General features: G+C 71.3%; 19 protein-coding genes and 1 riboswitch. Of the genes, 10 read left to right on the top strand and 9 right to left on the bottom strand.

The window, feature by feature from the left end; genetic code table 11:
- Positions 1 to 2: 2 nt before the first annotated feature.
- The 3 genes from ACFVU7_RS06505 to ACFVU7_RS06495 form a co-directional block, all read right to left on the bottom strand.
- Positions 3 to 830, bottom strand: coding sequence for a carbohydrate ABC transporter permease (locus tag ACFVU7_RS06505; protein ID WP_049649423.1), 828 nt, complete (start codon positions 828 to 830; stop codon positions 3 to 5).
- Positions 827 to 1,855 carry a carbohydrate ABC transporter permease gene (locus tag ACFVU7_RS06500; RefSeq protein ID WP_049649422.1) on the bottom strand — a complete coding sequence of 343 codons (1,029 nt, stop codon included), beginning with the start codon at positions 1,853 to 1,855 and terminating at the stop codon, positions 827 to 829. The genes ACFVU7_RS06505 and ACFVU7_RS06500 overlap by 4 nt, the downstream gene beginning before the upstream one ends.
- 138 nt (positions 1,856 to 1,993) lie before the next feature.
- Positions 1,994 to 3,283 (bottom strand): extracellular solute-binding protein, encoded by a 1,290-nt coding sequence (locus ACFVU7_RS06495; RefSeq protein ID WP_074001414.1) that lies wholly within the window; start codon positions 3,281 to 3,283, stop codon positions 1,994 to 1,996.
- A 340-nt stretch (positions 3,284 to 3,623) separates the two neighbouring features.
- Here ACFVU7_RS06495 and ACFVU7_RS06490 point away from each other — a divergent pair, with 340 nt between their 5' ends.
- The 4 genes from ACFVU7_RS06490 to ACFVU7_RS06475 all read left to right on the top strand — a co-directional run bounded on the left by ACFVU7_RS06490 (position 3,624) and on the right by ACFVU7_RS06475 (position 7,669).
- The gene (locus ACFVU7_RS06490; RefSeq protein ID WP_049649420.1) at positions 3,624 to 4,415 is read left to right on the top strand and encodes a GntR family transcriptional regulator; all 792 of its coding nucleotides are present in this window, start codon (positions 3,624 to 3,626) and stop codon (positions 4,413 to 4,415) included.
- 350 nt (positions 4,416 to 4,765) lie between these two features.
- On the top strand, positions 4,766 to 5,029 hold the full coding sequence (locus tag ACFVU7_RS06485; protein WP_049649419.1) for a DUF3311 domain-containing protein: 264 nt from the start codon (positions 4,766 to 4,768) through the stop codon (positions 5,027 to 5,029).
- Positions 5,026 to 6,636 carry a monocarboxylate uptake permease MctP gene (mctP, locus tag ACFVU7_RS06480; protein WP_049649418.1) on the top strand — a complete coding sequence of 537 codons (1,611 nt, stop codon included), beginning with the start codon at positions 5,026 to 5,028 and terminating at the stop codon, positions 6,634 to 6,636. Before ACFVU7_RS06485 ends, mctP begins: the two co-directional genes overlap by 4 nt.
- Before the next feature lie 154 nt (positions 6,637 to 6,790).
- Positions 6,791 to 7,669 carry a histidine phosphatase family protein gene (locus ACFVU7_RS06475; protein ID WP_388044510.1) on the top strand — a complete coding sequence of 293 codons (879 nt, stop codon included), beginning with the start codon at positions 6,791 to 6,793 and terminating at the stop codon, positions 7,667 to 7,669.
- A 37-nt stretch (positions 7,670 to 7,706) separates the two neighbouring features.
- Here the strand turns inward: ACFVU7_RS06475 and ACFVU7_RS06470 are convergent, their stop codons facing one another.
- Positions 7,707 to 8,675 (bottom strand): helix-turn-helix domain-containing protein, encoded by a 969-nt coding sequence (locus tag ACFVU7_RS06470; RefSeq protein WP_388044509.1) that lies wholly within the window; start codon positions 8,673 to 8,675, stop codon positions 7,707 to 7,709.
- Between the two features lie 410 nt (positions 8,676 to 9,085).
- On the opposite strand from ACFVU7_RS06470, the gene ACFVU7_RS06465 reads away from it, so the two are divergent.
- Complete coding sequence (locus ACFVU7_RS06465; RefSeq protein ID WP_388044508.1) at positions 9,086 to 9,580, top strand: GNAT family N-acetyltransferase; 495 nt, start codon at positions 9,086 to 9,088, stop codon at positions 9,578 to 9,580.
- Positions 9,581 to 9,599: 19 nt separating this feature from the next.
- Here the strand turns inward: ACFVU7_RS06465 and ACFVU7_RS06460 are convergent, their stop codons facing one another.
- The 3 genes from ACFVU7_RS06460 to ACFVU7_RS06450 all read right to left on the bottom strand — a co-directional run bounded on the left by ACFVU7_RS06460 (position 9,600) and on the right by ACFVU7_RS06450 (position 14,331).
- Positions 9,600 to 11,285 (bottom strand): ArnT family glycosyltransferase, encoded by a 1,686-nt coding sequence (locus tag ACFVU7_RS06460; protein WP_388044507.1) that lies wholly within the window; start codon positions 11,283 to 11,285, stop codon positions 9,600 to 9,602.
- Between the two features lie 366 nt (positions 11,286 to 11,651).
- Positions 11,652 to 13,016, bottom strand: coding sequence for a LamG domain-containing protein (locus ACFVU7_RS06455; protein WP_388044506.1), 1,365 nt, complete (start codon positions 13,014 to 13,016; stop codon positions 11,652 to 11,654).
- Positions 13,017 to 13,110: 94 nt separating this feature from the next.
- Positions 13,111 to 14,331, bottom strand: a complete 1,221-nt coding sequence (locus ACFVU7_RS06450; RefSeq protein ID WP_049652356.1) for a ricin-type beta-trefoil lectin domain protein — start codon at positions 14,329 to 14,331, stop codon at positions 13,111 to 13,113.
- A gap of 435 nt (positions 14,332 to 14,766) precedes the next feature.
- On the opposite strand from ACFVU7_RS06450, the gene ACFVU7_RS06445 reads away from it, so the two are divergent.
- The 5 genes from ACFVU7_RS06445 to ACFVU7_RS06425 all read left to right on the top strand — a co-directional run bounded on the left by ACFVU7_RS06445 (position 14,767) and on the right by ACFVU7_RS06425 (position 22,827).
- Complete coding sequence (locus ACFVU7_RS06445; RefSeq protein WP_107086463.1) at positions 14,767 to 16,185, top strand: glycosyltransferase family 2 protein; 1,419 nt, start codon at positions 14,767 to 14,769, stop codon at positions 16,183 to 16,185.
- 5 nt (positions 16,186 to 16,190) lie between these two features.
- Positions 16,191 to 17,309: a glycoside hydrolase family 26 protein gene (locus ACFVU7_RS06440; RefSeq protein ID WP_388044505.1), complete on the top strand. Its 1,119-nt coding sequence runs from the start codon at positions 16,191 to 16,193 to the stop codon at positions 17,307 to 17,309.
- Positions 17,309 to 19,000: a glycosyltransferase family 39 protein gene (locus ACFVU7_RS06435; RefSeq protein WP_387821918.1), complete on the top strand. Its 1,692-nt coding sequence runs from the start codon at positions 17,309 to 17,311 to the stop codon at positions 18,998 to 19,000. The genes ACFVU7_RS06440 and ACFVU7_RS06435 overlap by 1 nt, the downstream gene beginning before the upstream one ends.
- A gap of 72 nt (positions 19,001 to 19,072) precedes the next feature.
- A riboswitch (cobalamin riboswitch) is annotated at positions 19,073 to 19,207 on the top strand.
- Between the two features lie 192 nt (positions 19,208 to 19,399).
- Positions 19,400 to 21,811, top strand: a complete 2,412-nt coding sequence (locus ACFVU7_RS06430) for a ribonucleoside-diphosphate reductase subunit alpha (RefSeq protein WP_049652373.1) — start codon at positions 19,400 to 19,402, stop codon at positions 21,809 to 21,811.
- Positions 21,812 to 21,831: 20 nt separating this feature from the next.
- The gene (locus tag ACFVU7_RS06425) at positions 21,832 to 22,827 is read left to right on the top strand and encodes a ribonucleotide-diphosphate reductase subunit beta (protein ID WP_074001568.1); all 996 of its coding nucleotides are present in this window, start codon (positions 21,832 to 21,834) and stop codon (positions 22,825 to 22,827) included.
- A 65-nt stretch (positions 22,828 to 22,892) separates the two neighbouring features.
- Here ACFVU7_RS06425 and ACFVU7_RS06420 read toward each other — a convergent pair whose 3' ends face one another.
- Together ACFVU7_RS06420 and ACFVU7_RS06415 are read right to left on the bottom strand one after the other, a co-directional pair.
- Positions 22,893 to 23,117: a DUF397 domain-containing protein gene (locus tag ACFVU7_RS06420; protein ID WP_074001407.1), complete on the bottom strand. Its 225-nt coding sequence runs from the start codon at positions 23,115 to 23,117 to the stop codon at positions 22,893 to 22,895.
- 2 nt (positions 23,118 to 23,119) lie between these two features.
- Entirely contained in the window at positions 23,120 to 23,977 is an 858-nt protein-coding gene (locus ACFVU7_RS06415) for a helix-turn-helix domain-containing protein (RefSeq protein WP_380741589.1), read from the bottom strand.
- Positions 23,978 to 24,005 lie beyond the last annotated feature (28 nt).

The following is a 24,005-nucleotide window of genomic DNA, read 5'->3' as shown; positions in this document are numbered from 1 at the left end:
ACTCAGCCCTTCACGGCGCCGTCGGTCAGACCGCCGACCGCCTTGCGCTGGAGGAAGACGAACAGGATCAGCACGGGGATGGCGAACATCGTGGACGCGGCCATGGTGGCGCCCCAGTCGTTGCCGAAGGCGGTCTTGAAGGACGACAGCCACAGCGGCAGCGTCTTGCCCTGGTCCTTGTTGAGGATCAGGACGAGCGGGAACTCGTTCCACGCCGTGATGAAACCGAACAGCGAGGTCGACATCAGGCCCGGGGCCAGCAGCGGGAAGATCACCTTCACGAAGGCCTGGGAGCGGGTGCAGCCGTCCACCATGGCCGACTCCTCCAGCTCCTTCGGCACCGCGGCGATGAAGCTGCGCAGCGTCCAGATGGTGAAGGGCAGGACCATCATCATGTAGAAGAGGGTCAGCGGCACCAGGCTGTTCAGCATGTCGTTGTCGCGGGAGATGATGTAGACCGCGATGGTCATGACCTCCCAGGGCGCCATCTGGGCCATCATGATGACCAGCACGAAGGCCTTGCGGCCGCGGAACCTCATCCGGGCGATGGCGAAGGACGCCAGGGTGGCGATCACCAGTGACCCGAGCACCGCGCCGACGGTGACGACGACGCTGTTGAGGACGTACGTCCAGAAGTTCGGCGCGTTGACCGCGGTGGTGAAGTGCTCGAAGGTCGCGTCGAGCGGGATGAACACCGGCGTCGGGCTGATGATGTCGCTGTTCTGCTTGAACGCGGTCGCGAACATCCAGTAGACGGGGAACACGAAGAAGACGGCGAGGACGGCCGCGATCACGTTCAGCCAGGTACGTCCGAAGAGAGAGCGCCTCACAGCTCGTCCTCCTGCTTGATCATGATGCGGAAGTAGTACGCCATCAGCACGCCCAGCATCAGGATGGTGAGCACCGCGATCGCGGAGCCGACGCCGTAGTGCTGGCCGGCCGAACCCTCCAGGAAGGCGTGCACCGGCAGGGTCCGGGTCAGCTTCTCCGGTCCACCGGCGTTGACCGCGTAGACCTGGGTGAACGCCTTGAACACCCAGATGACCTCGAGGAAGGTCGTGGCCAGGAAGAACGGCTTCAGGTTGGGGAAGATCACCGCGGTGAAGATCTTGCGCGCGCCGGCGCCGTCCATCCGGGCCGCCTCGTAGAGCTCCTTCGGGATGGTGGTCAGGCCGGCGTACATGTTGAACGCCACGAACGGGATCGACATCCAGACGATCAGCAGGATGATCACGAAGAACGTCGAGTACTGGTTGCTGAGCCAGTTGTAGCCGTGCATCGACTGCCAGCCGAGCTGCTCCAGGATCCAGTTGACGACGCCCCACTGGGAGTCGAACAGCCAGGTGTAGACGGTGGTCGCGGCGACCACCGGCATGGCCCAGGCCAGCAGCAGCGCGACCTGGAGCACCAGCCGCATCTTCTTGCCGAGCTGGTTCAGCAGCAGGCCGATCAGGGTGCCGCCGACCATGATCAGCACCACGTTGACCAGGGTGAAGACGATGGTCCGGCCGGTGACCGACCAGAACTCCGGGTCGGTCAGCTGCTCCTTGTAGTTGTCGAAGCCCGTCCACTCGGTCAGGTGCAGGACCAGCTGGCGCCTGTTGAGGTTCTGGAACGACAGCAGGACCGTCTTGAGCAGCGGCCAGCCCAGCAGGGCCAGGGTCGCCACGGTGGCCGGCAGCAGCAGCAGGTACGGCGCGAGGCGTGAGCCCAGGCTGGGGCCGCCCGCGGATCTGGCGCCCTTCGGCGCGGTGCCCTTCGAGCCGCCGCCCGAGGCGCTCGTCTCTTGACCGGCCACAGCGGCCTTCCCTGGGTCCGGGGACTGTGTCTGCACCCGCTCCGAATGCACAGCCATCGTTCTCACTTCCTCACAACCTGGCCACGACGGACAGGCGCCGCCCACCGGCCCCCCGCCGGGGGCCGGTGAACGACGCTGCTGGGACCCGCCTCCGGACTCCCGCCTGCGGGAGGGCCGAGGACGGGTCCCGGGTGCTTACTGCTTCTGGTTGAGCTTCTTGGCGATCTCGTCGTCGTACTTCTTGGCCGTGGAGGCGAAGTCGCCGCCCTGGAGGACAGCGGTCAGGAACTCCTTGACCGGGTTCGGGTTGTCCTCGACGCTGGACCAGTTCGGGGTGTTCGGGGTGATCGCGCCGACGGTGGCGCCCTGCTGGGCGGCCTTGGCGAAGTCGCCCTGGATGTTGGCGTTCAGCGCGGGCTTGTTCGTGGTGATGCCGGCGGCGGCGAACAGACCCTCGTTCTTGTCGTTGAGGGCGATCTTCAGGTAGTCCTTGGCCATGTCGGTGTTCTTGCTCTGCGAGGCGATCGCGAGGTTCGAACCACCGAGGAACACGCCGGTGGGCTTGTCGGCGGTCTTGCCGGGGAGCGCGAAGTAGCCGATCTTGTCCTTCGGCATGGCCTTCTCGTCCGGCAGCTCCCAGCCGAGGCCGATCATGGCGCCGACGTTGCCCTGGGCGAAGACGTCCTTCTGCTGCGGGGTGGCCTCGTCCTTGTCCTTCGGACCGGTGGCCGAGTAGCCCTGGAGCTTCTTGTAGGTCTCGAAGGCCTTCTGGCTCTCGGGCGAGCCCAGGCCGCCGACCCACTTGTCGCCGTCCTTCTTGGCGATCTTGCCACCCTCGCTGGTGAGCAGACCGAAGTAGACGTACCACTCCTGGCCGGGCATGTAGATCGGGTCGACGACGCCCTCGGTGGTCTTCAGCTTCTCCAGGTCGCTGTAGAACTCCTCCAGGGTCTTCGGCGTGTCGGTCAGGCCGGCCTTGGCCCACAGGTCCTTGTTGTAGGCGACCACGCGGTTGGTGACGTACCACGGGGCGGCGTACTGCTTGCCGTCCAGGACGGCGGACTCGTTCTGGTTGGCGGGCCAGGCGTCGCCGCCCAGGGCGGCCTTCTCCTTGGTGAGGTCGAGCAGACCGCCCGAGGAGGCGTAGCCGGCGGTCTGGGTGTTGCCGACCTCCAGGACGTCGACCGAGCCCTCCGACAGCGCGGCGGTGATCTTGGCGCCGATGCCGCCCCACTCCTGGGTCGCGTACTCGACCTTCGAGCCCGGGTAGGTGGTCTCGAACTCGGTCTTGACCGCGTCGGTCCAGCCCTTCGGGGCGGAGCCGGTCATGGTCCAGACCTTGAGCGTCTTGCCCTTGTACTTGTCCGCCGCGGAGGCGGAGGACGACCCCGAGTCGCCCTCGCTCTTCTTGCCGTCCGAGCCGCAAGCCGCCAGGCCGACGACCATTGCTGCGACGCCGACCGCCGCGATGAGCTGACGCTTCATTACGCCATCCTCCTGAGGGATGCCTGGGTTACCCCCGTCGGGCGGCAGCGGCAGACCCACACAAAGCGGGGGGAAAGGTGCCGCGGACCCCTTCGAACGGGTGGGGGGATTCATAGCTACCGGCCTAGTGGTGTAGACCAGCTGCCTGGAGCTTGGCCTAGACCAATGGGCCTGTCAACGGCTGTTCGACCGATCTCGACCACCCGTTATCAAGCCGACACCGCACATCGTTCATCGCGTGATGAGGTATTCGTTCCGTAGCCATACATGCAACGATGTGAGCCGTTAACGATGTGGCGGGGTCGCCGTAGGCCTCGCGAGAAGCGGGAGAACAGGTCCGATGAGCAGCGACGGGGGATCCACCGCCCAGGTCAACGACCCCGAGGTGAACAGCCTCCCGACGCAGGCCGGCACCGACCCGACCGCGCGCGTCCCCAAGTACTACGGCCTGAAGCGGCACCTGCTGCAGCTCACCGAGACCCAGCCCGCCGGCACCCCGGTGCCGCCCGAGCGGGCGCTCGCCGCCCAGTTCGACACCTCCCGCACCACCGTGCGCCAGGCCCTCCAGGAGCTGGTCGTCGAGGGCCGGCTGGAGCGCATCCAGGGCAAGGGCACCTTCGTCGCCAAGCCCAAGGTCGCCCAGGCCCTCCAGCTGACCTCCTACACCGAGGACATGCGGGCCCAGGGCCTGGAGCCCGCCTCCCGGCTGATCGAGATCGGCTACATCACCGCCGACGACCGGCTCGCCCCGCTGCTCGACATCAAGCCCGGCGGCCGGGTGCTGCGGATCGAGCGCCTGCGGCTCGCCAACGGCGACCCGATGGCCATCGAGGTCGCCCACCTCTCCGCCAAGCGCTTCCCGGCCCTGCGCCGCAACCTGGCCAAGCACACCTCCCTCTACGCGGCGCTGCGCGAGGTGTACGGGGTCACCGTGGCCGAGGCCGAGGAGACCATCGAGACCACCCTGGCCAACCCGCGCGAGGCCGGCCTGCTCGGCTCCGACCTCGGCCTGCCGATGCTCCAGCTCTCCCGGCACTCCTTCGACAACGACGGGGCCCCGGTCGAGTGGGTGCGCTCCATCTACCGCGGCGACCGCTACAAGTTCATCACCCGACTGAAGCGTCCGGAGTAGCCGCACTCCCCCACCGCATCCCGGGCACCGGCGCGCGCGACCCGCGCGCCGGTGCCCTTCGCGTTCCGCGGCGGCTTCTCCCGCGGCCCCCGGCGGTGGTGGCTTTTGCGCCCCCCGGCGGCGGACTCCGGCCGGTTGCGTCCGGCTGGTGGGAAGTTCGGTCAATCCCGGTGACATGGATCACCCCATGCTCTAGATTGCGCAGCCGTACTGACCTGACTGCCGATCACCGATGGTGCTGCTCGGCGGGCCCGTGCGGCGCTCGGCGCCGAGGGGCTGCGGCGCCGACGGGGAACCCCTCCGGAGCGGAGCCGAAGATGCCCTCTGATCCCCCCAGCGTCGAAGATGTCATGCCCGAGCCAGCCGGGAGGCCCGTCCCGGCCGTGACGCCCGAGCGGGTGCTGGCCGGCCTCGCCCTGCTCGTGCCGATCGTCGCGACGCTCTGGGTGTCCTCGTACGACAAGAGCGACCCGGCGGTGGCCGGGGTGCCGTTCTTCTACTGGTACCAGCTGCTCTGGGTGCCGGTGTCGGCCGTGTTCACGGTCGCCGCCTACCTGCTGATCACCCGGGACGAGAAGGCCCGCAAGGCGGCCCGGAAGGGCGGTGCGCGATGAAGGACGTCAACGTGCCGGCCCTCGTGGTCTTCGTGCTGTTCTTCGCCCTCGTCACCGTGATGGGCTTCCTCGCCTCGCGCTGGCGCCGCGCGGACAACGCCGCGCACCTGGACGAGTGGGGCCTGGGCGGCCGCAGCTTCGGGACCTGGGTGACCTGGTTCCTGCTCGGCGGCGACCTCTACACCGCGTACACCTTCGTCGCCGTCCCGGCCGCGGTGTACGCGACCGGCGCGGCGGGCTTCTTCGCGGTGCCGTACACGATCATCGCCTACCCGCTGGTCTTCCTCTTCCTGCCCCGGCTCTGGTCGGTCTCCCGGGTGCACGGCTACGTGACCCCGGCCGACTTCGTGCGCGGCCGGTACGGCTCGCGGCCACTGTCGCTGGTGGTCGCGCTCACCGGCATCCTGGCCACCATGCCGTACATCGCCCTGCAACTCGTCGGCATCCAGGCCGTGCTGGACGTGCTGGGAGTCGGCGGCGGGGAGAACGCCAACTGGTTCGTCAAGGACCTGCCGCTGTTCATCGCCTTCGGCGTGCTGGCCGCCTACACCTACTCCTCCGGCCTGCGGGCCCCGGCGCTGATCGCCTTCGTCAAGGACGCCCTGGTCTACATCGTGATCATCGTCGCGGTGATCTACATCCCGATCCGGCTCGGCGGCTACGGGCACATCTTCGACTCGGCCGCGCAGCACTTCAAGGAGGTCAAGGGCGGCTCGCTGACCATCCCCGAGAACAAGCAGTGGACGTACGCCACGCTCGCCCTCGGCTCGGCGATGGCGCTGTTCATGTACCCCCACTCGGTGACCGGCGTGCTGGCCTCCAAGTCCCGCAAGACCGTGCGCCGCAACATGGCGATCATGCCCGCCTACTCGCTGATGCTGGGCCTGCTGGCGCTGCTCGGCTTCATGGCGCTCGCGGCGGGCGTCGGCAAGGGCGTCAAGGGCTACAACGCCCAGCTGTCGGTGCCCCAGCTGTTCGCGGACATGTTCCCGGACTGGTTCACCGGCGTGGCCTTCGCCGCGATCGGCATCGGCGCGCTGGTGCCGGCCGCCATCATGTCCATCGCGGCGGCCAACCTGTTCACCCGCAACGTCTACAAGGAGTGGCTCAAGCCCGCCGCCACCCCCGCCGACGAGACCCGGATCGCCAAGCTGGTCTCGCTGCTGGTGAAGGTCGGCGCGCTGGTCTTCGTGCTCGGCATGGACAAGCAGGCCGCGATCAACCTCCAGCTGCTGGGCGGCCTGTGGATCCTGCAGACCTTCGTGGCGATCGTCGGCGGCCTGTTCACCCGCTGGTTCCACCACTGGGCGCTGTTCGCGGGCTGGGCGGCCGGCATGGTGTACGGCACCTGGAAGGCGTACGGGATCGCCAGCCCGGCCACCAAGCACTTCGGCGGCAACGCGGCCGAGATCCCCGGCATCGGCGAGATCGGCTACATCGGCGTCACCGCCTTCGCCCTCAACCTGGTCGTCGCGGTGGCGCTCACCCTGGTGCTGCGGGCGGTCAAGGCGCCGGACGGCCCGGACGAGACCAGGCCGTCCGACTACAGCGCCGAAGCCGGCGACGACGAGCTGAAGAACGCGCCGGAGCCTGTAGCGGCGCACTGATTCGCGCGGTACGCGCCCTGTGATCGCGCCGCCTTCTCCGTGAACACTGGAGAAGGCGGCGCGATCATATGTATGAACAGGCGTGCACGCCGGGCACCACCAGACCGGACCGGCATCCGGCCGGGACCTGATCGACCACGGGGAGCTCGCGGCCATGGCAGAACTCGGCACCACCCTCAACGGCCAGCACCAGTCCACGCAGGGCCAGCACCACCACGTCACCGCGCAGGGCCAGCACGGCACCACCCAGGGTCAGCACACCGCCGGCCACGGGCCGCACACCACCGGCCAGGGCCAGCACGGCACCGCCCACCGCCCGTCGGCGGCCGGCCGGCTGCCGTCCGTGCTGATCGCCACCCGGCACGGGGAGTCCACCGCCAACGTCGAGTTCCAGCTGGCCGAGGCCGCCGGAGCGCTCAGCGTCCCGATCAGCTGCCGCGACGCCGACATCCCGTTGTCGCTGCAGGGCCGCCGGCAGGCCCAGGCGCTCGGCCACTGGTGGGCCGGCCTGCCCAGCGCCGACCGCCCGCGCAGCGTCTGGTGCTCGCCGTACGTGCGCACCGCCGAGACCGCCCGGATCGCGCTCGCCCAGGCCGCCGGGCTCGGCTCCGTCCCGGTCACCCTCGCCGTCCGGTACGACGAGCGGCTGCGCGACCGCGAGCTCGGCGTCCTGGAGATGCTGCCGAAGGCCGCGATCGAGGCCAAGCACCCGGAGGAGGCGGCCCGGCGGCGCAAGATGGGCGAGCTGTACTACCGCCCGCCGGGCGGCGAGTCCTGGGCCGACGTCGCCCTGCGGGTGCGCAGCCTGCTGCGGGACCTCTGCGAGGAGGAGGCCGGACGGCCCGTCCTGCTGGTCGCGCACGACTGCACGGTGCTGATGCTCCGCTACGCGCTGGACCGGCTCACCGAGGACCAGCTCACCGCGCTCGGGCCGGTGCACAACTGCTCCACCAGCCTCTGGCGGGCCCAGGACGGGCGGCTGCGGCCGGACGGCTGGAACGGCGTCGGGCACCTGACGGCCGGGGCTGACTGACGGCCGGCGGAACCTGCTGGCGCGAGCCTGCGGCCCCTCAGCCCGCCTTCGGGTCCGGGTCCGGGTCGGCGAAGCAACGTCGGTAGGCCAGCGGCGTGGTGCCCAGCCGGCGGCCGAAGTGGTGCCGCAGCGCGGCCGCGTTGCCGAAGCCGCAGCGGGCGGCGATCGCGTCCACCGGCTCGGTGGTGGACTCCAGCAGCCGCTGGGCGAGCAGCACCCGCTGCCCGACCAGCCAGCGGTGCGGGGTGGTGCCGGTCTCCTGCTGGAAGCGGCGGGCGAAGGTGCGCGGCGACATGTGCGCCCGGGCGGCCAGCTGCTCGACGGTGGCCTCCTCGGCCAGGTGGTGGCGCATCCAGTCCAGCAGCGGGGCCAGCGAGTCGCCGGCGGCCTCCGGCAGCGGCCGGTTCACGAACTGGGCCTGCCCGCCCTCCCGGTGCGGTGCCACCACCATCCGGCGGGCGATCTCCCGGGCCACCTCGGCGCCCTGCACCTTGCGCACCAGGTGCAGACAGGCGTCGATGCCGGCCGCCGTCCCGGCCGAGGTGATCACCGGGTCGTCGTCCACGTACAGCACGTCCGGCTCGACCGTGGTCAGCGGGAAGCGCTCGGCCAGCTCCTCGCCGTGCCGCCAGTGCGTGGCGGCACGACGGCCGTCCAGCAGCCCGGCGGCGCCCAGCACGAAGGCGCCGCTGCAGATGGACAGCACCCGGCCGCCGCCCTCGACCACCCCGCGCAGCGCCGCCAGCAGCGGCTCCGGGTAGCCGGGGCGGATGCTCGCCGCGGTGACCACGGCGAGGTCCGCACCGGCGAGGCGCTCGGGACCGTACGGGACGTCCACCGCGAAGCCGGAGTGGGTGGCGTGCGGCCCGGGACGGGCCCCGGCGATCGCGAAGTCGTAGCCCGGCAGCCCGTCGGCGGTGCGGTCCAGGCCGAACACCTCGCAGGCCACACCCAGTTCGAAGGGGTGGACCTCCTCCAGCACCACCGCGACCACGTTCTTCAGCATGCCCACCAGGATGCCCCCGGCGCCCGCCCCGGCGGAAGGAAGGGGACGGCGGGAGGATGGCAGGATTTCGAGGTGATCGGTCGTTCCTGCCACTCGTGGCCGCGGCGCCGCCCGGCCACAGTGGTGCCCATGGACAGCGACACCCTCATCGGCTCACTCGCGATGACCGCGGCCGTCGGCGGTTTCGGCCTGCTCGGCCTGCTGATCGGCCGCGAGACCTCCCACGGCCCGGCGGCCGGCCGCGACAACTACCACCGCCCGGGCGGCTACCCGGCCGACCCGGCCCGCCCCGACCGGCTGCACGGCACCGCCGACCCGTCCTCGACCCCGGCCCCGTCGAGCGCTTCGACCCCTCCGACCCGTTCGACCCCGGAGGACCGTCCCGACCAGGGCTCCGGCACACTGGCCGCATGGACTTCCTCATCCGCCAGGCCCTCCCGGAGGACCTCGCCGACGCCGGCCGGATCACCGTCGGGGCCTTCGTCGGCGACGGCTTCACCAACCCCACGAGCAGCTACGTCGACCTGCTGCGCGACGCCGAGCGACGGGCCCGCGAGGCCGAACTCCTGGTCGCCGTCGACACGGCCGGAGCCGGGGTCCTCGGCTGCGTGACCTACGCGGTCGGCGGCACCGAGTGGGCGGACATCGCCACCCCGCGGGAAGGCGAGATACGGATGCTCGCCACCGCCGCCGCCTCCCGCGGCCGCGGCGTCGGCGAGGCCCTGGTCCGCGCCACCGTCACCCGCAGCCGCGAACTCGGCCTGGCCGGCATGGCCTTCTCCACCCGCCCGGAGATGACCACCGCCCACCGCGTCTACGAGCGCATCGGCTTCCGGCGCACCCCCGAACGCGACTGGGCCCCGTACCCGGGGATGGACCTGATGGTCTACACCATGGCCTTCTGACGACCGGCCCGGGCGCCCGTCACGGCTTCTTGTCGTACCCGGGCGCCACGTAGACGGTGTACCGGCCGTGCTTCCCGCTCGTCACCACGGTGACCACCCGGTACCCGGAGGCCTTCAGGGTGGGCTGGATCGCCTTGTCGATGGCCCCGGTCTGGGTGAAGTCCAGGACCACGACCTTCCACTCGTGGGCCTGGATGCCGGCCTGGATCGCGGGCACCCCGTTCTGCATCTCGCCGGTGGCCGGGTCCCGTCGGAAGACGGCCACCAGGTCGTGCCACTGCTGCCAGGTGGTCTGCTTGCGCAGGTAGTACGCGGGGACGTTGTAGTTCTCGACCAGGTACCGGTCGTCGCCCTTGACGATGTACGGCTCCAGGGCGGCGACGAACTCCTTCGAGTTCGACCACTCGCCGTACATCTCCCGGCCCTGGGCCGCGCCCACCCAGGCGAGCGGGCCGACCACCAGGGCGGCCGCCGCCACCCCGGCCACCAGGTGCAGACGGCCCTTCAGCCACAGCGCCGTACGGGCCAGCACCAGGCCCACCACGATGCAGGAGAACCAGGCGCCGAAGTCGACGTGCTTCTGCAGCGACAGCCAGGTGTGGATGCGGATCTGGTTCACCGGCGCCATCAGCCCGGCCAGCAGCAGCAACAGCGCCAGCCAGAACTCGGGCCAGGCCTCGCCGCCGCGCCGCCGCGCCCGCACCAGCTGCACCAGCACCCCGGCCAGCGCGACCACCAGCAGCGGACCCACCCAGCGGGCGGCCTCCGAGGCCACGTAGGAGTACGAGTCGTGGCCCGGGGCGCGCTTGAGCGTGGTGTGGTTGAAGCCGTTGACGTACTTCTCGCCGGCCGCCAGCGCCGCCGCGCCGACCGCCACCACGAAGGTGAGCAGCACCAGCAGCCCGCGCCGCCAGGCCTCCCAGCTGCGCAGCGACCCGCGCGGCCCGGCCAGCACCGCGATGCCGCACACCACCGGCACCCACAGCAGCGCGGCGTACTTGGTGGCGCCGGCCAGGGCCAGCAGCAGCCCGGAGGCGACCAGGCTCGGGTACCCGCCGCCCGTGGTCAGCCGCACCGCGAAGTACCCGGCCCAGGCGAGGACCGCCAGCGCCATCGCGTCGTAGGTGGCCAGGCCGCCGAGGAACTGGGTGGGGCCGAGCGCGACGAAGGCCGCCGCCGCGCAGAACGCCGCGAGCGAGCCGTGCAACCGACGGGTGGCCAGGTGGACGGCCGTGGTGGCGGAGAGCATGAACGCCAGGCTCAGCAGCCGGGCGCCGTTCAGCCCGCCGACGAAGTCCGCGACGGCCACCACCACCGGGTAGATCAGCGGGGATCCGGAGAAGAAGGTCTCGTACGTCGACACCGGGGTGCCGTGCCGCAGGTGCGCGATCTCCTGGTAGCCCGCGTAGATGTAGGTGCCCTCGTCGATGAAGGCGGTGTTGCTGAGGATCAGGTGGTACGAGAGCGCCGCCTGGACCAGCAGCACGGCCAGCAGCGGCAGCCAGTCCGCCCGCAGCACCGGCCGGGCCGGGTGCGGCACCCGGGGCGGCCCGGGCCTGCGGCGGCGCCGGTCGGCCGGGGAGGCCGGCGCCGGCCCGGGGCCCGTCCGGCCGCGCTCGCCGAGGGCCACCCCGCCCGGCCGGGCTCCGCCGAGGACGGGCTTGCGGGTGGACTCGGGCCGGATCCAGCGGCCGTCCGCGCTCATCAGTACTGCTCCTCATCTGGGACTTCGCATCCGGACGCGCCGTGGAGCGCGCGCCCCGGGGCGCGCTTCGGCCGCCGCCCCACACTGCCGGGGGCGGCGGCCGGACGTTCACGGGGGCCGGTCGGCCCCGCGGCGGATCCCGCGGGACCCGCCCCTGGCGGTGCTAGGGCCTGTCTTCGAACTCGCGTCTGCGGGGCGACGCCGGGGCACGCACCTCGCCGCGTTGTCGTCGGTCGCCAATGGCCCCCAGCCTTCGGCCGGGAGGTGCCCCCACCGCAGTGGCTCCCTCCTCCGCCTTGCGATGCACGCACCCCAACGCCGCCCCGCCCGCCCTCCGGGCGGACGACGGGAGTTCGAAGACCGGCCCTAGCCGCCGAGCCAGGCGCCGGTCGGCGCGATGGACGGCGGCGAGCTCGGGCCGGCCACGATCTTGACGATGTCGGCCTCGGGCAGCACCTGGTCCCACACCTGGATGTCGGCGACGGCGCCGTGCCAGGGGTCGGCCCACTGCGAGTTGGAGCTCAGCCGGCCGACCTGGAGGGAGTTGCTGCCGCTCGGCTGCACCCCGGCCGACTTGGCCGAGGACTGCGGAGCGCCGTTGACGTACAGGGTGAGCTGGCCCGACGGGTCGTCGTACACGCCGGTCAGCAGCACCCACTGATTGACCGTCGCGTCGCCCTTGGACCAGGCGATCGCCGAACCGCCGCCCGGCACCTGGACCTTGAAGTACCACTGGTCGTGCCCGTTGTTGCCGGCCCGGCCCAGCGCGAACGAGTAGTACTGGCCGTCGCCCTGGCTGACCGCGCTGCGGTTGCCGTTGGGCACGTCGACCAGCACCCGCGCGGAGACGGTGAAGCTCTTGTTGACCTCGACGACCGACGTGGAGGTCGAGGCGAACGAGTCCTGGCCGCTGGGCAGTTTGAGGACCTGTCCGGAGAATCCGGCCATCGTCCCCTGTTTGGCGTCCGCCCCCAGGTTGAGCGCGGCCGCGCCCTTCTTGGCGGGCAGCGAGCCGACGGTCGGCGGGCTGTCGATGCCCTTGAGCGGCGGCGCGCTCGTCGTGTTCGAGGGGCCGGTGACCGTCGGGGTCGGCGAGCCGGCGCCGTGGGGCACCGGCGTCTTCTCCTTGCCGTGCTGGTAGTACCAGTACCCGCCGCCACCGGCGGCGGCCACCACGACCACCGCGGTCACCACGCCGATCAGCTTGAGCCTGCGGCCGCGCTTGGCGGACTGCTCGTTCTGCTCGGCCAGCGCCTCCCAGTTCGGCGTGCCGGCCGGGGAGACCGCCGGGCCGGGCGGGGGGACGGGCGGCTGGAAGCCGCCCTGCTGCTGCCAGTGCGCCACGGGCTGGCCCGGCTGCGGGCCCGGCGGGAAGGGCTGCCCGACGGCCGGACCGGGCTGCGGCATCGGTGCCTGCGGCTGCGGCTGAACCGCCTGCGGCTGGACGGGTTGTGGTGCCACCGGACCGGGCTGCACCGGCCCCGGCGCCACCGGGACGGGTCCGCCGCCCTGGTGCGGCACCGGCGGCACCGGCTGCGCGACCGGATGCGGCGTCATCTGCTGGGGCTGCGCGGGTGCGGGCGGCGGCCCGTAGCCGGACGCGGGGCCGAAGGCTCCGCTCGGGAACTGCGGTGGCACACCGGTGGCCGGAGCGGGCCCCCCGGCCGGTGCCTGCTGCGGTGGCGTGGCGGGCTGGCCCGGCTCGCCACTCGGTACCGGTCGATCGCTCATGGCCCGAATGCTAGGGCATCCACCCCGACACGCCCATGGGGGGTGCGCGGACGAAACGTCAGCACGGCCGGGGTTTCCCGGGTGCGACGCCGGCTCACGCGACCCCGTTGTAGGGCAGCTTCCAGCGCTGCGAGACGGTGTCCGCGCACGGGCGCAGGAGCACCGCCGTGCCGTCCGCGAGCGCCCCGCCCGCGGTGCCCAGGCACAGCCCGGTGTCCGGGTGCTTCAGCCGCTGCCCGGGGGCGGTGACCCAGCGCTGGGCCGAGCCGCCGGTGCACTCGGCCAGGGTCACCGAGGAGCGGTCGGCGCCCGGTGCCAGGCAGGCCGCCCCGCCGCGCAGCGAACCGTCGTTGCCCACCGTCCACCCGGTCGAGACGGCCTGGTCGCCGCAGGATCCGACGGTCACCGGGCTGCCGGCGGTCCCGCCGCCGCCGTGCCGCAGGCAGATCCCCGGGGCGCCCGCCGGGACCTCGCCGGCCGGCAGGCCGACCCGGTTGTGGAAGGCGAAGGAGTTGCTGCGCAGGCCGGTCCCGCCGCTCCAGACCTCGAACCCCGCCTGCACCCGGCAGAGGTAGGAGCTCTTCGGGACGTAGCCGCGTGCCATCGCGTCGGCGGTGAACAGCCGCAGGTCGAGGCCGCGGGTGGTGTGGGTGGGTGCCGTGCGGACGTAGCTGATCACGCTGTGCGGGCCGGTGATCGGCGCCTGGTAGACGTGGTAGCTCGCGTCCCCGAACGGCAGGGCGTCCGCCACCTTGTCGCCGGCGGGCCGCACGTTGTCGGTGGCGTCCAGCCAGATCATCACCTCGGCGCTCTCCCCCGGCAGGCAGTTGTCCGGGCTGGAGCCGTACCAGAGGTCGAAGGAGAGGTTGAAGGAGCCGCTCACCCGGCCGTTGGCGTCCCAGTCGGCGGTGGCGTCGCCGAGCGCGCTGACCGGCACCGGCAGTCCGCTCGCGCCCGGGGCGGTCGAGACGTTGGGGTAGGCGCCCGGGGCGAGCGGGTTCTTCGGGACGAAGTCGTTGATCCGGGACACCGTGAACCCGCTGTCCCCGACCGGGTCCACGCAGACCGTGCCCGCGGTGTTCCACGGGTTCGGTTCGAGGATCTTGGCGCCGCCGTCCATCGCCAGCTTGGGGAACGGCTCCTGCGCGGTCGAGCAGATGCCCGGCCCGGACAGCGCCGTCGCCGGGCCGGCCGGCGGCTCCACCGCCCCGACGTCGCCGCTGCACCCGGCCAGCAGCGCGGCGACCGCACCGAAGGCGGCGACCGCCCGCAGGCCCCGCGCCACGCGCCCGGCCGCGCCGTCCTCGATGCCCATCGCTCTCCCCCGAACCGTCCTCGCCCGTCGAACGGACAACCGTACACAGGCGCTCCGGCCGCACCCCCGTTCACATCACGATCGGAGCTCGATATCGGTTCCGGGCGGCCGGTCGAACAGGGGGAAGCGGACGCAGAGCGATCGGTCCCGTACGATCCTGGCGTCCCCTGGTGCCCGAGCGACAACGGCCACCACCCGGGGACGGTTCAGACTCAGTACGGCTTCGGGGGAGTAGAGCACGTGACTGTCACCGAGAGCGCGCGACTCGCGGGAAGCGGTCAGCCGCCGGTCTCACGACGCCGCAGCCGGCGCGGCCCGGCCGCCCGCAACCGGTGGGGCCTGCTCCCCCAACCCCCGGACAACACCGAGAAGTACCTCTACGCCCGCACCAACCTGTGGGTGCTGACCTGCTTCTCCCTCATCAGCTTCGCCTGCATGGTGGCCAGCGAGATCGGGCTGCTGAGCGCGACGCCGTGGTTCCTCTTCTTCATACCGCCGCTCGCCTTCACCATCGTCTACTACCTCATATCCCGCTGGGTGCACGGCTTCAACGAGACCTTCGACCTCTCCGCCCACCGGGCCCTGGTCAAGTCCTGGCAGCCCGAGCACCATCCGACCGTCGACATCTTCCTCCCGGTCGCCGGCGAGCCGATCGAGGTCCTGCACAACACCTGGACGCACGTCGCCCGGCTCCGCGACCAGTACCCGGGCGACGTCACCCCGTACGTCCTCGACGACAGCAACAGCCCGCAACTCGCGCAGATGGCCGTCGACTTCGGGTTCGTGTACGGCACCCGCGACAAGCTCGGCTGGTTCAAGAAGGCCGGCAACCTCCAGTTCGGCTTCCGCAACTCCGACAGCGACTACATCCTCATCCTGGACGCCGACTTCGCGCCCCGGCCGGACCTGCTGAACGAGATGCTCCCCTACATGGAGGCCGACCCCCGTCTCGGCATCGTCCAGTCCCCGCAGTTCTTCCGCATCCTGGACTCGCAGAACTGGATCGAGCGCGGCGCCGGCGCCGTCCAGGAGCTGTTCTACCGGACCGTCCAGGTCTCCCGGCAGCGCAGCGACGGCGCCATCTGCGTGGGCAGCTGCGCGGTGTACCGGCGCGCGGCGCTGGAGGAGAACGGCGGCACCACGCTGATCGGCCACTCCGAGGACGTGCACACCGGGTTCGACCTGCGCCGCCTCGGCTGGGACCTCCAGTACATACCCGTCGCGCTGGCCACCGGCGTCTGCCCGGACAACGTCGGCGGCTTCTTCAACCAGCAGTACCGCTGGTGCACCGGCTCGATGAGCCTGCTCGGCAGCAAGAAGTTCTGGCAGACCAAGCTGCGGCCGATCACCCGGGCCTGCTACCTGTCCGGCTTCTTCTACTACATCCACACGGCGCTGTTCACCGTCGTCTCACCGCTCATCCCGATCGTCCTGCTGCTCGCCCGCCCCGACCTGATCCGCTGGGAGAACACCGCGCTGGTGCTGCCCGGCCTGCTCTACGCGACGGTCATCTTCCCGCTCTGGCACCGCAACCCCTACCGGCTGGAGGCCTGGGCCGCCCGCATGATGTACGGCTGGGCGCACGTCTTCGCCATCTGGGACATCGTGCGCCGCAACCGGATGGCCTGGCAGCCGACCGGCTCCAGCGGCGCCAAGCGGAACAGGACCCGGCGGTTCTGGATCGGCGTCATCGCCTGGGGCGGCGGAACCGCCCTGCTCTGGGTGCTGCTGAGCATCTGGCGGATGCTCACCATGGGCCCGCTGAACTTCGCCCTCGTCCTCGCCTCCGGCCTCTTCTACGCCACCATCGTGGGCCGGGTCCTCGTCCAGCCCCGCCCGACGGAAGCAGTGTGATCGCCATGACCGCCCACCCGAGACGGGCCGGCCGGCTCCGTCACCGGCTGGCGCTCCCGCTGCTGGCCGCCGCCGGCCTGCTGCTCACCACCGCGTGCGGCCCCGAGGACCCCGGCTTCGCGATGCAGAAGGACCTCACCCAGGCCGCCCCGGCCGCCACCCCGGCCCCCGGCGCCCCCGGGACTCCCGGCACTCCGGGCGCGACCCCCGCCGCGGGGGGCACCGCACCGGCCGCACCCGCCACGCCCAAGGCCCTGCCGGCCGGCGTCCCGTACGACGTCACGCCGCTGCTCAGGCCGAGCCACAAGTACCTCGGCGCCGCCCTGCCCGACGTCCCCGCCACGATGGACGCGCTGCCCGGCTACCGCGACGCGATCGGCAAGCAGCCCAACGTCCTGGAGTTCTACGCCCACTGGAAGGGCGGCTTCGACACCGCGGGCGCCCGCCGGATCCACGACGCCGGGGCGCTGCCCTTCATGGCCTGGGAGCCGCACGACCGCTCGCTCGCCTCGATCGCGGCCGGCGACACCGACGACTACGTGCGCGGCGTCGCCAAGGCCGTGGCCAAGTTCAACCTGCCGATCGCCGTCAGCATCGCCCACGAGATGAACGGCGACTGGTACCCGTGGGGCCGTCAGGCCGCCACCCCCGAGGACTTCGTGGCCGCCTGGTGCCACGTCCACGACCTCTTCGACCAGGCCGGCGCCACCAACGTGATCTGGGTCTGGAGCCCCAACATCACCGACCCCGCGCCCAACACCCGCCTGGAGCCGTACTACCCCGGCGACACCTACGTCGACTGGGCCGGCATGACCGGCTACTTCACCAAGACCGGGCCCAAGACCTTCGACGCGCTCTACGGCCCGACCATGGCCGAGATCCGCGGCTTCTCCCAGAAGCCCTTCTTCATCAGCGAGACCGCCTCCGAACAGGGCAAGCGCCAGCACGCGGACATCGACCAGCTGTTCTCCGGGCTGGAGGCGCACGACGACATCGTCGGCTTCGTCTGGTTCAACATCGTCAAGCGGGCGGACTGGCGGGTCGAGGCCGTGCCGGACACCCTCGCCGCGTTCAAGCAGCGCGTGTCCGACCCCCGTTACGGCTTCGACATCCGGAACCCCTGATGAGCACTGAGTCCGAGTTCTCCCCCGTCCCGCACGGCCGCTCCGCCCACGACCCGGCCGCCGAGCCGGACCCGGACGGGCCCGGCGCCGTGGCGGTGGACAGCCCCGACGGTCCGCGCCCCGCCGTAACGGTCGACAACCCCGACGGCGTCGAGCTGGCCCCGTACACCATCCCGCAGGTCCCCGCGATCGGCTGGGACCCGGGCACCAGCCCCCGGCGCCGGTGGATCGCCCGCGGCCTGCTGGGCGCCGTCCTCACCGTCCAGGCCGCCCTCTCGCTGCGCCTGCTGGCCGCCGCGCACCCCGACGAGGCCGCCGCCATGGTCGCCGGCCGCCAGCAGCTGGCCCACCTGCTGCACGGCACCCCGGTCACCACCGACCTGGTCGACCGGGTGCACGGCTCGCCCTGGCTCTACCCGCCGCTGGCCGGCGCCGCCGCCGACGCCAACGGCATCTGGGGCACCCGGCTGCTCAGCCTCGGCTTCGCACTGCTCACCACGGTCCTGCTGTACTCGCTGACCCGGCGGCTGTTCAACGAGCGGGTCGCCATCTGCGCCATCGCCGGGTACGCCGTCCTCCAGTCCACCGTCGTGGTCGGCTTCTACGCCGCGCCCGAGTCCCTCGCCGTCCTGCTGGTCGCCCTCTCGGCCTGGACCACGGTGTTCACCGCAGGCCGCCATCCGGCCCTGGCCCTGCTCGCCGCCCCGCCCACGGCGCTGGCCTGCGCCACGGCCTACTCCGCGGCCTTCGCCGTCCCCGCCCTGGTGGCCCTCGCCTTCGCCTGCGCCCGGCCGTACCACCGGGTGGGCCCGGCCGCCCTGCGCTCACTGCTGACGGCCCTCGGCACCCTCGTCCTACTGCTCCCGTACGGCACCCTCGGCAAGGTCGCCGGGTGGTCGCCCTCGCGCGGCAACGCCCCCGGCTCGGCCGGCTCGGTCCTGCTCGGCACGCTCCAGTGGGCCGGCCTGTTCACCGTCCTCGCGGTGGCCGGCACCATCGCCTACGCGCGCCGCGAACAGATGCCCGAGCACGACGCGCCGGAGAAGGAGCCCCTCCCCACCACCCGGGGCCGGCGCGCCCTGCTCGGGGCCGTCCTGACCGCCACCGCCCTGCTGGTCCCCGCCGCCCACCTGTGGACCGGCACCTCCGGCGCGCTGTTCCGCCACCTCGGCTACGGCATGCTGCTGGCCGCCCCGCTCGCCGGGGTCGGCCTGACCCGGCTGGTCGGCGCCCACTTCCGCCACCCCCAGCTCGGCATCCTGGTCTGGGTCGCCCTGCTCGCCCTCGGCCTGGAGCAGTCCGCGCTGCGCTACCAGAACGGCCCCGACTCCGGCCGCCTGCTGGCCGTCCTGCGGGTCCACACGGAGCCCCAGGGCCGCTACCTCACCGAGGTCGACGGACTCGCCGAGTACTACCTCGGCGGCGTCTCCAAGCCCGAGCAGTGGGTCTCCGCGCGCGCCGGCACCGACTACCGCGACGGGGCCGGGGTCGAGCACCACGGCGACGACGGCAGCGTCGCCGCGATCCGGGACGGCTGGTTCACCATGGTCGTCCTCGACAGCACCGCGCCGAGGGCCACCGACCGGGCCCTGGGCGAGGCCCTGGGCGCCGCCGGACACTACCGGCTGGTCGCCCAATTCACCTCGCCGACCGGCGATTCGAGCACGTACAAGGTCTATCTGAAGCACTGACCGGCCGCCCGGCCCACGCACATCCGCGACACGACAGGCACAACATATGGTGCCGCCGCAGTCCGGCGGCACAACATGTATGCTCGCTTCTGCTGTCGATGCAGGGGAACCCGGTGCGAATCCGGGACTGCCCCGCAGCGGTGAGCGGGCGGCTCCAGCAGCCGCACCCCGCGAGTCCGAGTACCTGCCGACGGCGTGCGCCACGGCCCTCCCGCAGAGGCCGCGCCGGCACCAGCAGTACCCCTCCGGGCCTCGCGGGCGGGCCGGGGAGTCACCTCGCGCGACGCTTTTTTGCGTTCGCGCCGTGCTCCCCTGCCCAGATCGGCCCGGTGGCCCCCCGAGCACCGCCGCCGATCGCCGCCAGGAGAGAGCGCCTTGACCACCGCTGCCTCAGCCACCCTGCCCGCCCAGGGCTCCGGTACCGCCTTCACCGACCCGACGGTCTCCGACCCCGGGGGCGCGCTGCTGCGGCTGCTCACCGACCGCAGCACCGACCTCACCGAGGTCGACCCCGGCCATGTCGCCGCCGCCGCGCTGCGCGGCCGCCACGCCGGCTCGGACTTCGCCGAGCTGCGCGGGCTGGCCGTGGACGCCGCCGCGTCGATGATCGCCGAGGACCCCCAGTACTCGAAGCTGGCCGCCCGCCTGCTCGCGCTGGAGATCGTCGACGAGGCGAACAGCCAGGGCTCGGTGTCCTTCTCCGCCTCGATCGCCGTCGGCCACACCGAGGGCCTGATCGGCGACACCACCGCGGACTTCGTCGCCAAGCACGCCGCCGCCCTGGACGCGCTGATCGACACCGCCGGCGACGACCGCTTCGAGTACTTCGGCCTGCGCACCGTGCAGTCCCGCTACCTGCTGCGCCACCCGATCACCCGCAAGGTGATCGAGACCCCGCAGCACTTCCTGCTCCGCGTCGCCTGCGGCCTGGCGGTCGGCGACTCCGAGCAGTCGGTGCGCGAGGTGGCCGAGCTGTACGGCCTGATGAGCCGCCTGGAGTACCTGACCTCCTCGCCGACGCTCTTCAACTCCGGCACCCGGCACCCGCAGATGTCGAGCTGCTACCTGCTCGACTCGCCGCTGGACAACCTGGACTCGATCTACAACCGCTACGCGCAGATCGCCCGCCTGTCCAAGCACGCCGGCGGCATCGGCCTGTCCTACTCGCGCATCCGCTCGCGCGGCAGCCTGATCCGCGGCACCAACGGCAAGTCCAACGGCATCGTGCCGTTCCTGCGCACCCTCGACTCCTCGGTCGCCGCCGTCAACCAGGGCGGCCGCCGCAAGGGCGCGGCCTGCGTCTACCTGGAGACCTGGCACGCCGACATCGAGGAGTTCCTGGAGCTCCGCGACAACACCGGCGAAGAGGCCCGCCGCACCCACAACCTCAACCTGGCGCACTGGATCCCGGACGAGTTCATGCGCCGGGTCAACGCCAACCAGGACTGGTCGCTGTTCTCCCCGGCCGACGTGCCGGAGCTGGTCGACCTGTGGGGCGCCGACTTCGACGAGGCCTACCGCAAGGCCGAGCTGGCCGGCAAGGCCGTCCGCACCATCCCGGCGCAGACCCTGTACGCCCGCATGATGCGCACCCTGGCGCAGACCGGCAACGGCTGGATGACCTTCAAGGACGCCTCCAACCGCGCCGCCAACCAGACCGCCCTGCCGGGCCGCACCGTGCACTCCTCCAACCTGTGCACGGAGATCCTGGAGGTCACGGACGACTCCGAGACCGCCGTCTGCAACCTCGGCTCGGTCAACCTCGGCGCCCACGTGGCCCCCGGTGCCACGGTCGACGACCTGCTCGGCGCCATGGACTGGGAGCGCCTCGACGCCACCGTCCGCACGGCCGTGACGTTCCTCGACCGCGTGGTGGACATCAACTTCTACCCGACCACCGAGGCCGGCACCTCCAACTCCCGCTGGCGGCCGGTCGGCCTCGGCGTGATGGGCCTCCAGGACGTCTTCTTCAAGCTGCGGATCGACTTCGACTCCGCCGAGGCCGCCCGCCTGTCCACGCTGATCGCCGAGCGCATCATGCTCACCGCGTACGAGCGCTCCGCCGACCTGGCCGAGCAGCTCGGCCGCCACGAGGCGTACGGCGAGACCCGCGCCGCCCGCGGCGAGCTGCACATCGACCACTTCCCGACGGCCGCCCCGCAGTGGGCCGACCGCTGGACGGCGCTGCGCGCCCGGATCGCCGAGACCGGCCTGCGAAACTCGCTGCTGCTGGCCATCGCGCCGACCGCGACCATCGCGTCCATCGCCGGCGTGTACGAGTGCATCGAGCCGCAGGTGTCCAACCTGTTCAAGCGCGAGACGCTGTCCGGCGAGTTCCTCCAGGTCAACCCGTACCTGGTGCGCGAGCTCAAGGAGCTCGGCGTCTGGGACCAGCAGACCCGCGACGCCCTGCGCGACGCCAACGGCTCCGTCCAGGACCTGAACTGGCTGCCCGCCGGGGTCCGTTCGCTGTACCGGACGGCCTGGGAGCTGCCGCAGCGCGCGCTGATCGACCTGGCCGCGGCCCGCATGCCGTACCTGGACCAGAGCCAGTCCCTGAACCTGTTCATGGCGGCGCCGACCATCGGCAAGCTCAGCTCGATGTACGCCTACGCGTGGAAGGTGGGTCTGAAGACCACCTACTACCTGCGTTCGCGCCCGGCCACCCGCATCGCCCAGGCCGCGTCCGGCACCGCCCGTGCCGCCGCGCCGGCGCCGGTGCCCGTGAACACCCCCTCCCTCACCCCGGAGCAGGAAGCCGCCATCGCCTGCTCCCTGGAGAACCCCGAGTCCTGCGAGGCCTGCCAGTGACCACCCCCGAAGACCGCAAGATGCTGCTCGACCCCGGCTTCGAGCTGACCCTGCGCCCGATGCGCTACCCGTCGTTCTACGACCGGTACCGGGACGCGATCAAGAACACCTGGACCGTCGAGGAGGTGGACCTGCACTCCGACGTCGCCGACCTGGCGAAGCTCAGCGAGGGCGAGCGCCACCTCATCGGCCGGCTGGTCGCGTTCTTCGCGACGGGCGACTCGATCGTCTCCAACAACGTGGTGCTGAGCCTCTACAAGCACATCAACTCGCCCGAGGCGCGCCTGTACCTCTCGCGGCAGCTGTTCGAAGAGGCCGTGCACGTCCAGTTCTACCTGACGCTGCTGGACACCTACCTGCCCGACCCGGAGGACCGCAACGCGGCCTTCGCCGCGGTGGAGAACATCCCCTCCATCCGCCAGAAGGCGCAGTTCTGCTTCAAGTACATGAACGCGGTCGACCACATCGACTCGCTGCAGACCAAGGAGGACCGCCGCGCGTTCCTCCTGAACCTGATCTGCTTCGCGGCTTGCGTGGAGGGCCTGTTCTTCTACGGCGCCTTCGCCTACGTGTACTGGTTCCGTTCGCGCGGCCTGCTGCACGGCCTGGCCACGGGCACCAACTGGGTGTTCCGCGACGAGTCCATGCACATGGACTTCGCGATGTCGGTGGTCGACACCGTCCGCGAGGAGGAGCCCGACCTCTTCGACGACGAGATGGCCAAGCAGGTCACGGAGATGCTGGAGGAGGCCGTCGAGGCCGAGCTCCAGTTCGCCCAGGACCTGTGCGGTGACGGCCTGCCCGGCATGAACACCGCCTCGATGCGCGAGTACCTGCAGGCCGTGGCGGACCAGCGCCTGGCCCGCCTGGGCCTGCCGATCCGCTACGGGTCGACGAACCCGTTCGGCTTCATGGAGCTCCAGAACGTCCAGGAGCTGACCAACTTCTTCGAGCGCCGCGTCTCGGCGTACCAGGTCGCCGTCGAGGGCTCCGTCGCCTTCGACGACGACTTCTAGGAAGAACAGAACGAATGACAGAGGTGCCCCGCACGGCCGTGGCCGTGCGGGGCACCTCTGTCATGTCAGTTGGTCGAAAACTCCCCGGCCTTGACCCCAGCGAGGAAGGACGACCAGGCATCTGCCGGGAAGAGCAGCGCCGGCCCGCCCGAGTCCTTCGAGTCACGAACCGGTACCGCGCCGGGCAGGCCCACAGCCACTTCGACGCAGTCGCTCTGCGCACCCGAGTACGACGACTTACGCCATTCAAGGCCGGCAACAGCAGCAACCGGCGGGAACGTACTCACCATTTCTAGATCTTGTCCTTTGCACGCTCGATGAGTGCGACCGATTCGGTACGCGGCAGCGACTCCGCCAGGGCACGGCGGAACAGGTTGGTGTACTTGAACACTTCCTCCGGCTCCTCGATGTAGAGCGTGCTGAGCAGGCTGTCGACGTACACCACGTCCGTTTCGGTCGCTTCAGGGAAGCTCAAGATGGCGACGGGGCCGAAGAGCGCCGCATGGACATCCGATTCCTCCGGCAGGACCTGGATGTTGATGTTCGGCTGTTCGGCGCTGGCAACCAGGAAGTCGAGCTGCTCCTGCATGACCGCGCGGCCGCCGATCCGGTGCTTCAGCACGGATTCCGACAGAACGACCCACATACGAAGCGGCGCTTCCCTCATCAGCACTGCGCGCCGCTCCTGGCGGACCTTCGTGAGGCGCTCGACCTGCTCCGCACCAGCGTCCTCTATCTGCGCGCGGACCACCGCACGTGTGTAGTCCTCTGTTTGCAGCAGCCCCGGCACCAGGAACGTCTGGATGCTGTACATGTCCGACGCATCGGATTCCAGTGCGATGAAGTCGGCATAGAGCGGCGACAGCGTGTCCGAGTACCGATCCCACCATCCTCGCAGACGGCCTTCGCGCGACAGCGCCTCCAACCGACTTCGAGCCGCTGGGTCCGTCACCCCGTACAGATCAAGCAGCAGCCGGAGATCCACCAACCGAACGCCTGACTGAGCGGCCTCAATTCGGCTGATCTTGCTCTCGGCACACGCAAGTTGCCGAGCCGACTGGGCAATCGTCAGATCAGCCCCGGTTCGCAGCTCTTTGAGTGTTCGAGCCAGCCGCCGCTGCCGAACCGTCGGGTTCTTGTTCACGGGCACCGCCGCGACCTCCCCACTTCTGTGAGCT

Origin of the sequence: Kitasatospora sp. NPDC058046 (genome assembly GCF_042885595.1) — a bacterium.
Classification (GTDB): Bacteria; Actinomycetota; Actinomycetes; order Streptomycetales; family Streptomycetaceae; genus Kitasatospora.
This window is presented reverse-complemented; position numbering and strand designations above follow the sequence as displayed.

Excerpts from the sequence above, each read along its gene's own strand:
- ACFVU7_RS06500 (WP_049649422.1), bottom strand. The coding sequence starts at position 1,855 with ATGGCTGTGCATTCGGAGCGGGTGCAGACACAGTCCCCGGACCCAGGG.
- ACFVU7_RS06495 (WP_074001414.1), bottom strand. The coding sequence starts at position 3,283 with ATGAAGCGTCAGCTCATCGCGGCGGTCGGCGTCGCAGCAATGGTCGTC.
- ACFVU7_RS06490 (WP_049649420.1), top strand. The coding sequence starts at position 3,624 with ATGAGCAGCGACGGGGGATCCACCGCCCAGGTCAACGACCCCGAGGTG.
- ACFVU7_RS06485 (WP_049649419.1), top strand. The coding sequence starts at position 4,766 with ATGCCCGAGCCAGCCGGGAGGCCCGTCCCGGCCGTGACGCCCGAGCGG.
- mctP (WP_049649418.1), top strand. The coding sequence starts at position 5,026 with ATGAAGGACGTCAACGTGCCGGCCCTCGTGGTCTTCGTGCTGTTCTTC.
- ACFVU7_RS06475 (WP_388044510.1), top strand. The coding sequence starts at position 6,791 with ATGGCAGAACTCGGCACCACCCTCAACGGCCAGCACCAGTCCACGCAG.
- ACFVU7_RS06470 (WP_388044509.1), bottom strand. The coding sequence starts at position 8,675 with ATGCTGAAGAACGTGGTCGCGGTGGTGCTGGAGGAGGTCCACCCCTTC.
- ACFVU7_RS06465 (WP_388044508.1), top strand. The coding sequence starts at position 9,086 with ATGGACTTCCTCATCCGCCAGGCCCTCCCGGAGGACCTCGCCGACGCC.
- ACFVU7_RS06460 (WP_388044507.1), bottom strand. The coding sequence starts at position 11,285 with ATGAGCGCGGACGGCCGCTGGATCCGGCCCGAGTCCACCCGCAAGCCC.
- ACFVU7_RS06455 (WP_388044506.1), bottom strand. The coding sequence starts at position 13,016 with ATGAGCGATCGACCGGTACCGAGTGGCGAGCCGGGCCAGCCCGCCACG.
- ACFVU7_RS06450 (WP_049652356.1), bottom strand. The coding sequence starts at position 14,331 with ATGGGCATCGAGGACGGCGCGGCCGGGCGCGTGGCGCGGGGCCTGCGG.
- ACFVU7_RS06445 (WP_107086463.1), top strand. The coding sequence starts at position 14,767 with ATGGTGGCCAGCGAGATCGGGCTGCTGAGCGCGACGCCGTGGTTCCTC.
- ACFVU7_RS06440 (WP_388044505.1), top strand. The coding sequence starts at position 16,191 with ATGACCGCCCACCCGAGACGGGCCGGCCGGCTCCGTCACCGGCTGGCG.
- ACFVU7_RS06435 (WP_387821918.1), top strand. The coding sequence starts at position 17,309 with ATGAGCACTGAGTCCGAGTTCTCCCCCGTCCCGCACGGCCGCTCCGCC.
- ACFVU7_RS06425 (WP_074001568.1), top strand. The coding sequence starts at position 21,832 with ATGCTGCTCGACCCCGGCTTCGAGCTGACCCTGCGCCCGATGCGCTAC.
- ACFVU7_RS06420 (WP_074001407.1), bottom strand. The coding sequence starts at position 23,117 with ATGGTGAGTACGTTCCCGCCGGTTGCTGCTGTTGCCGGCCTTGAATGG.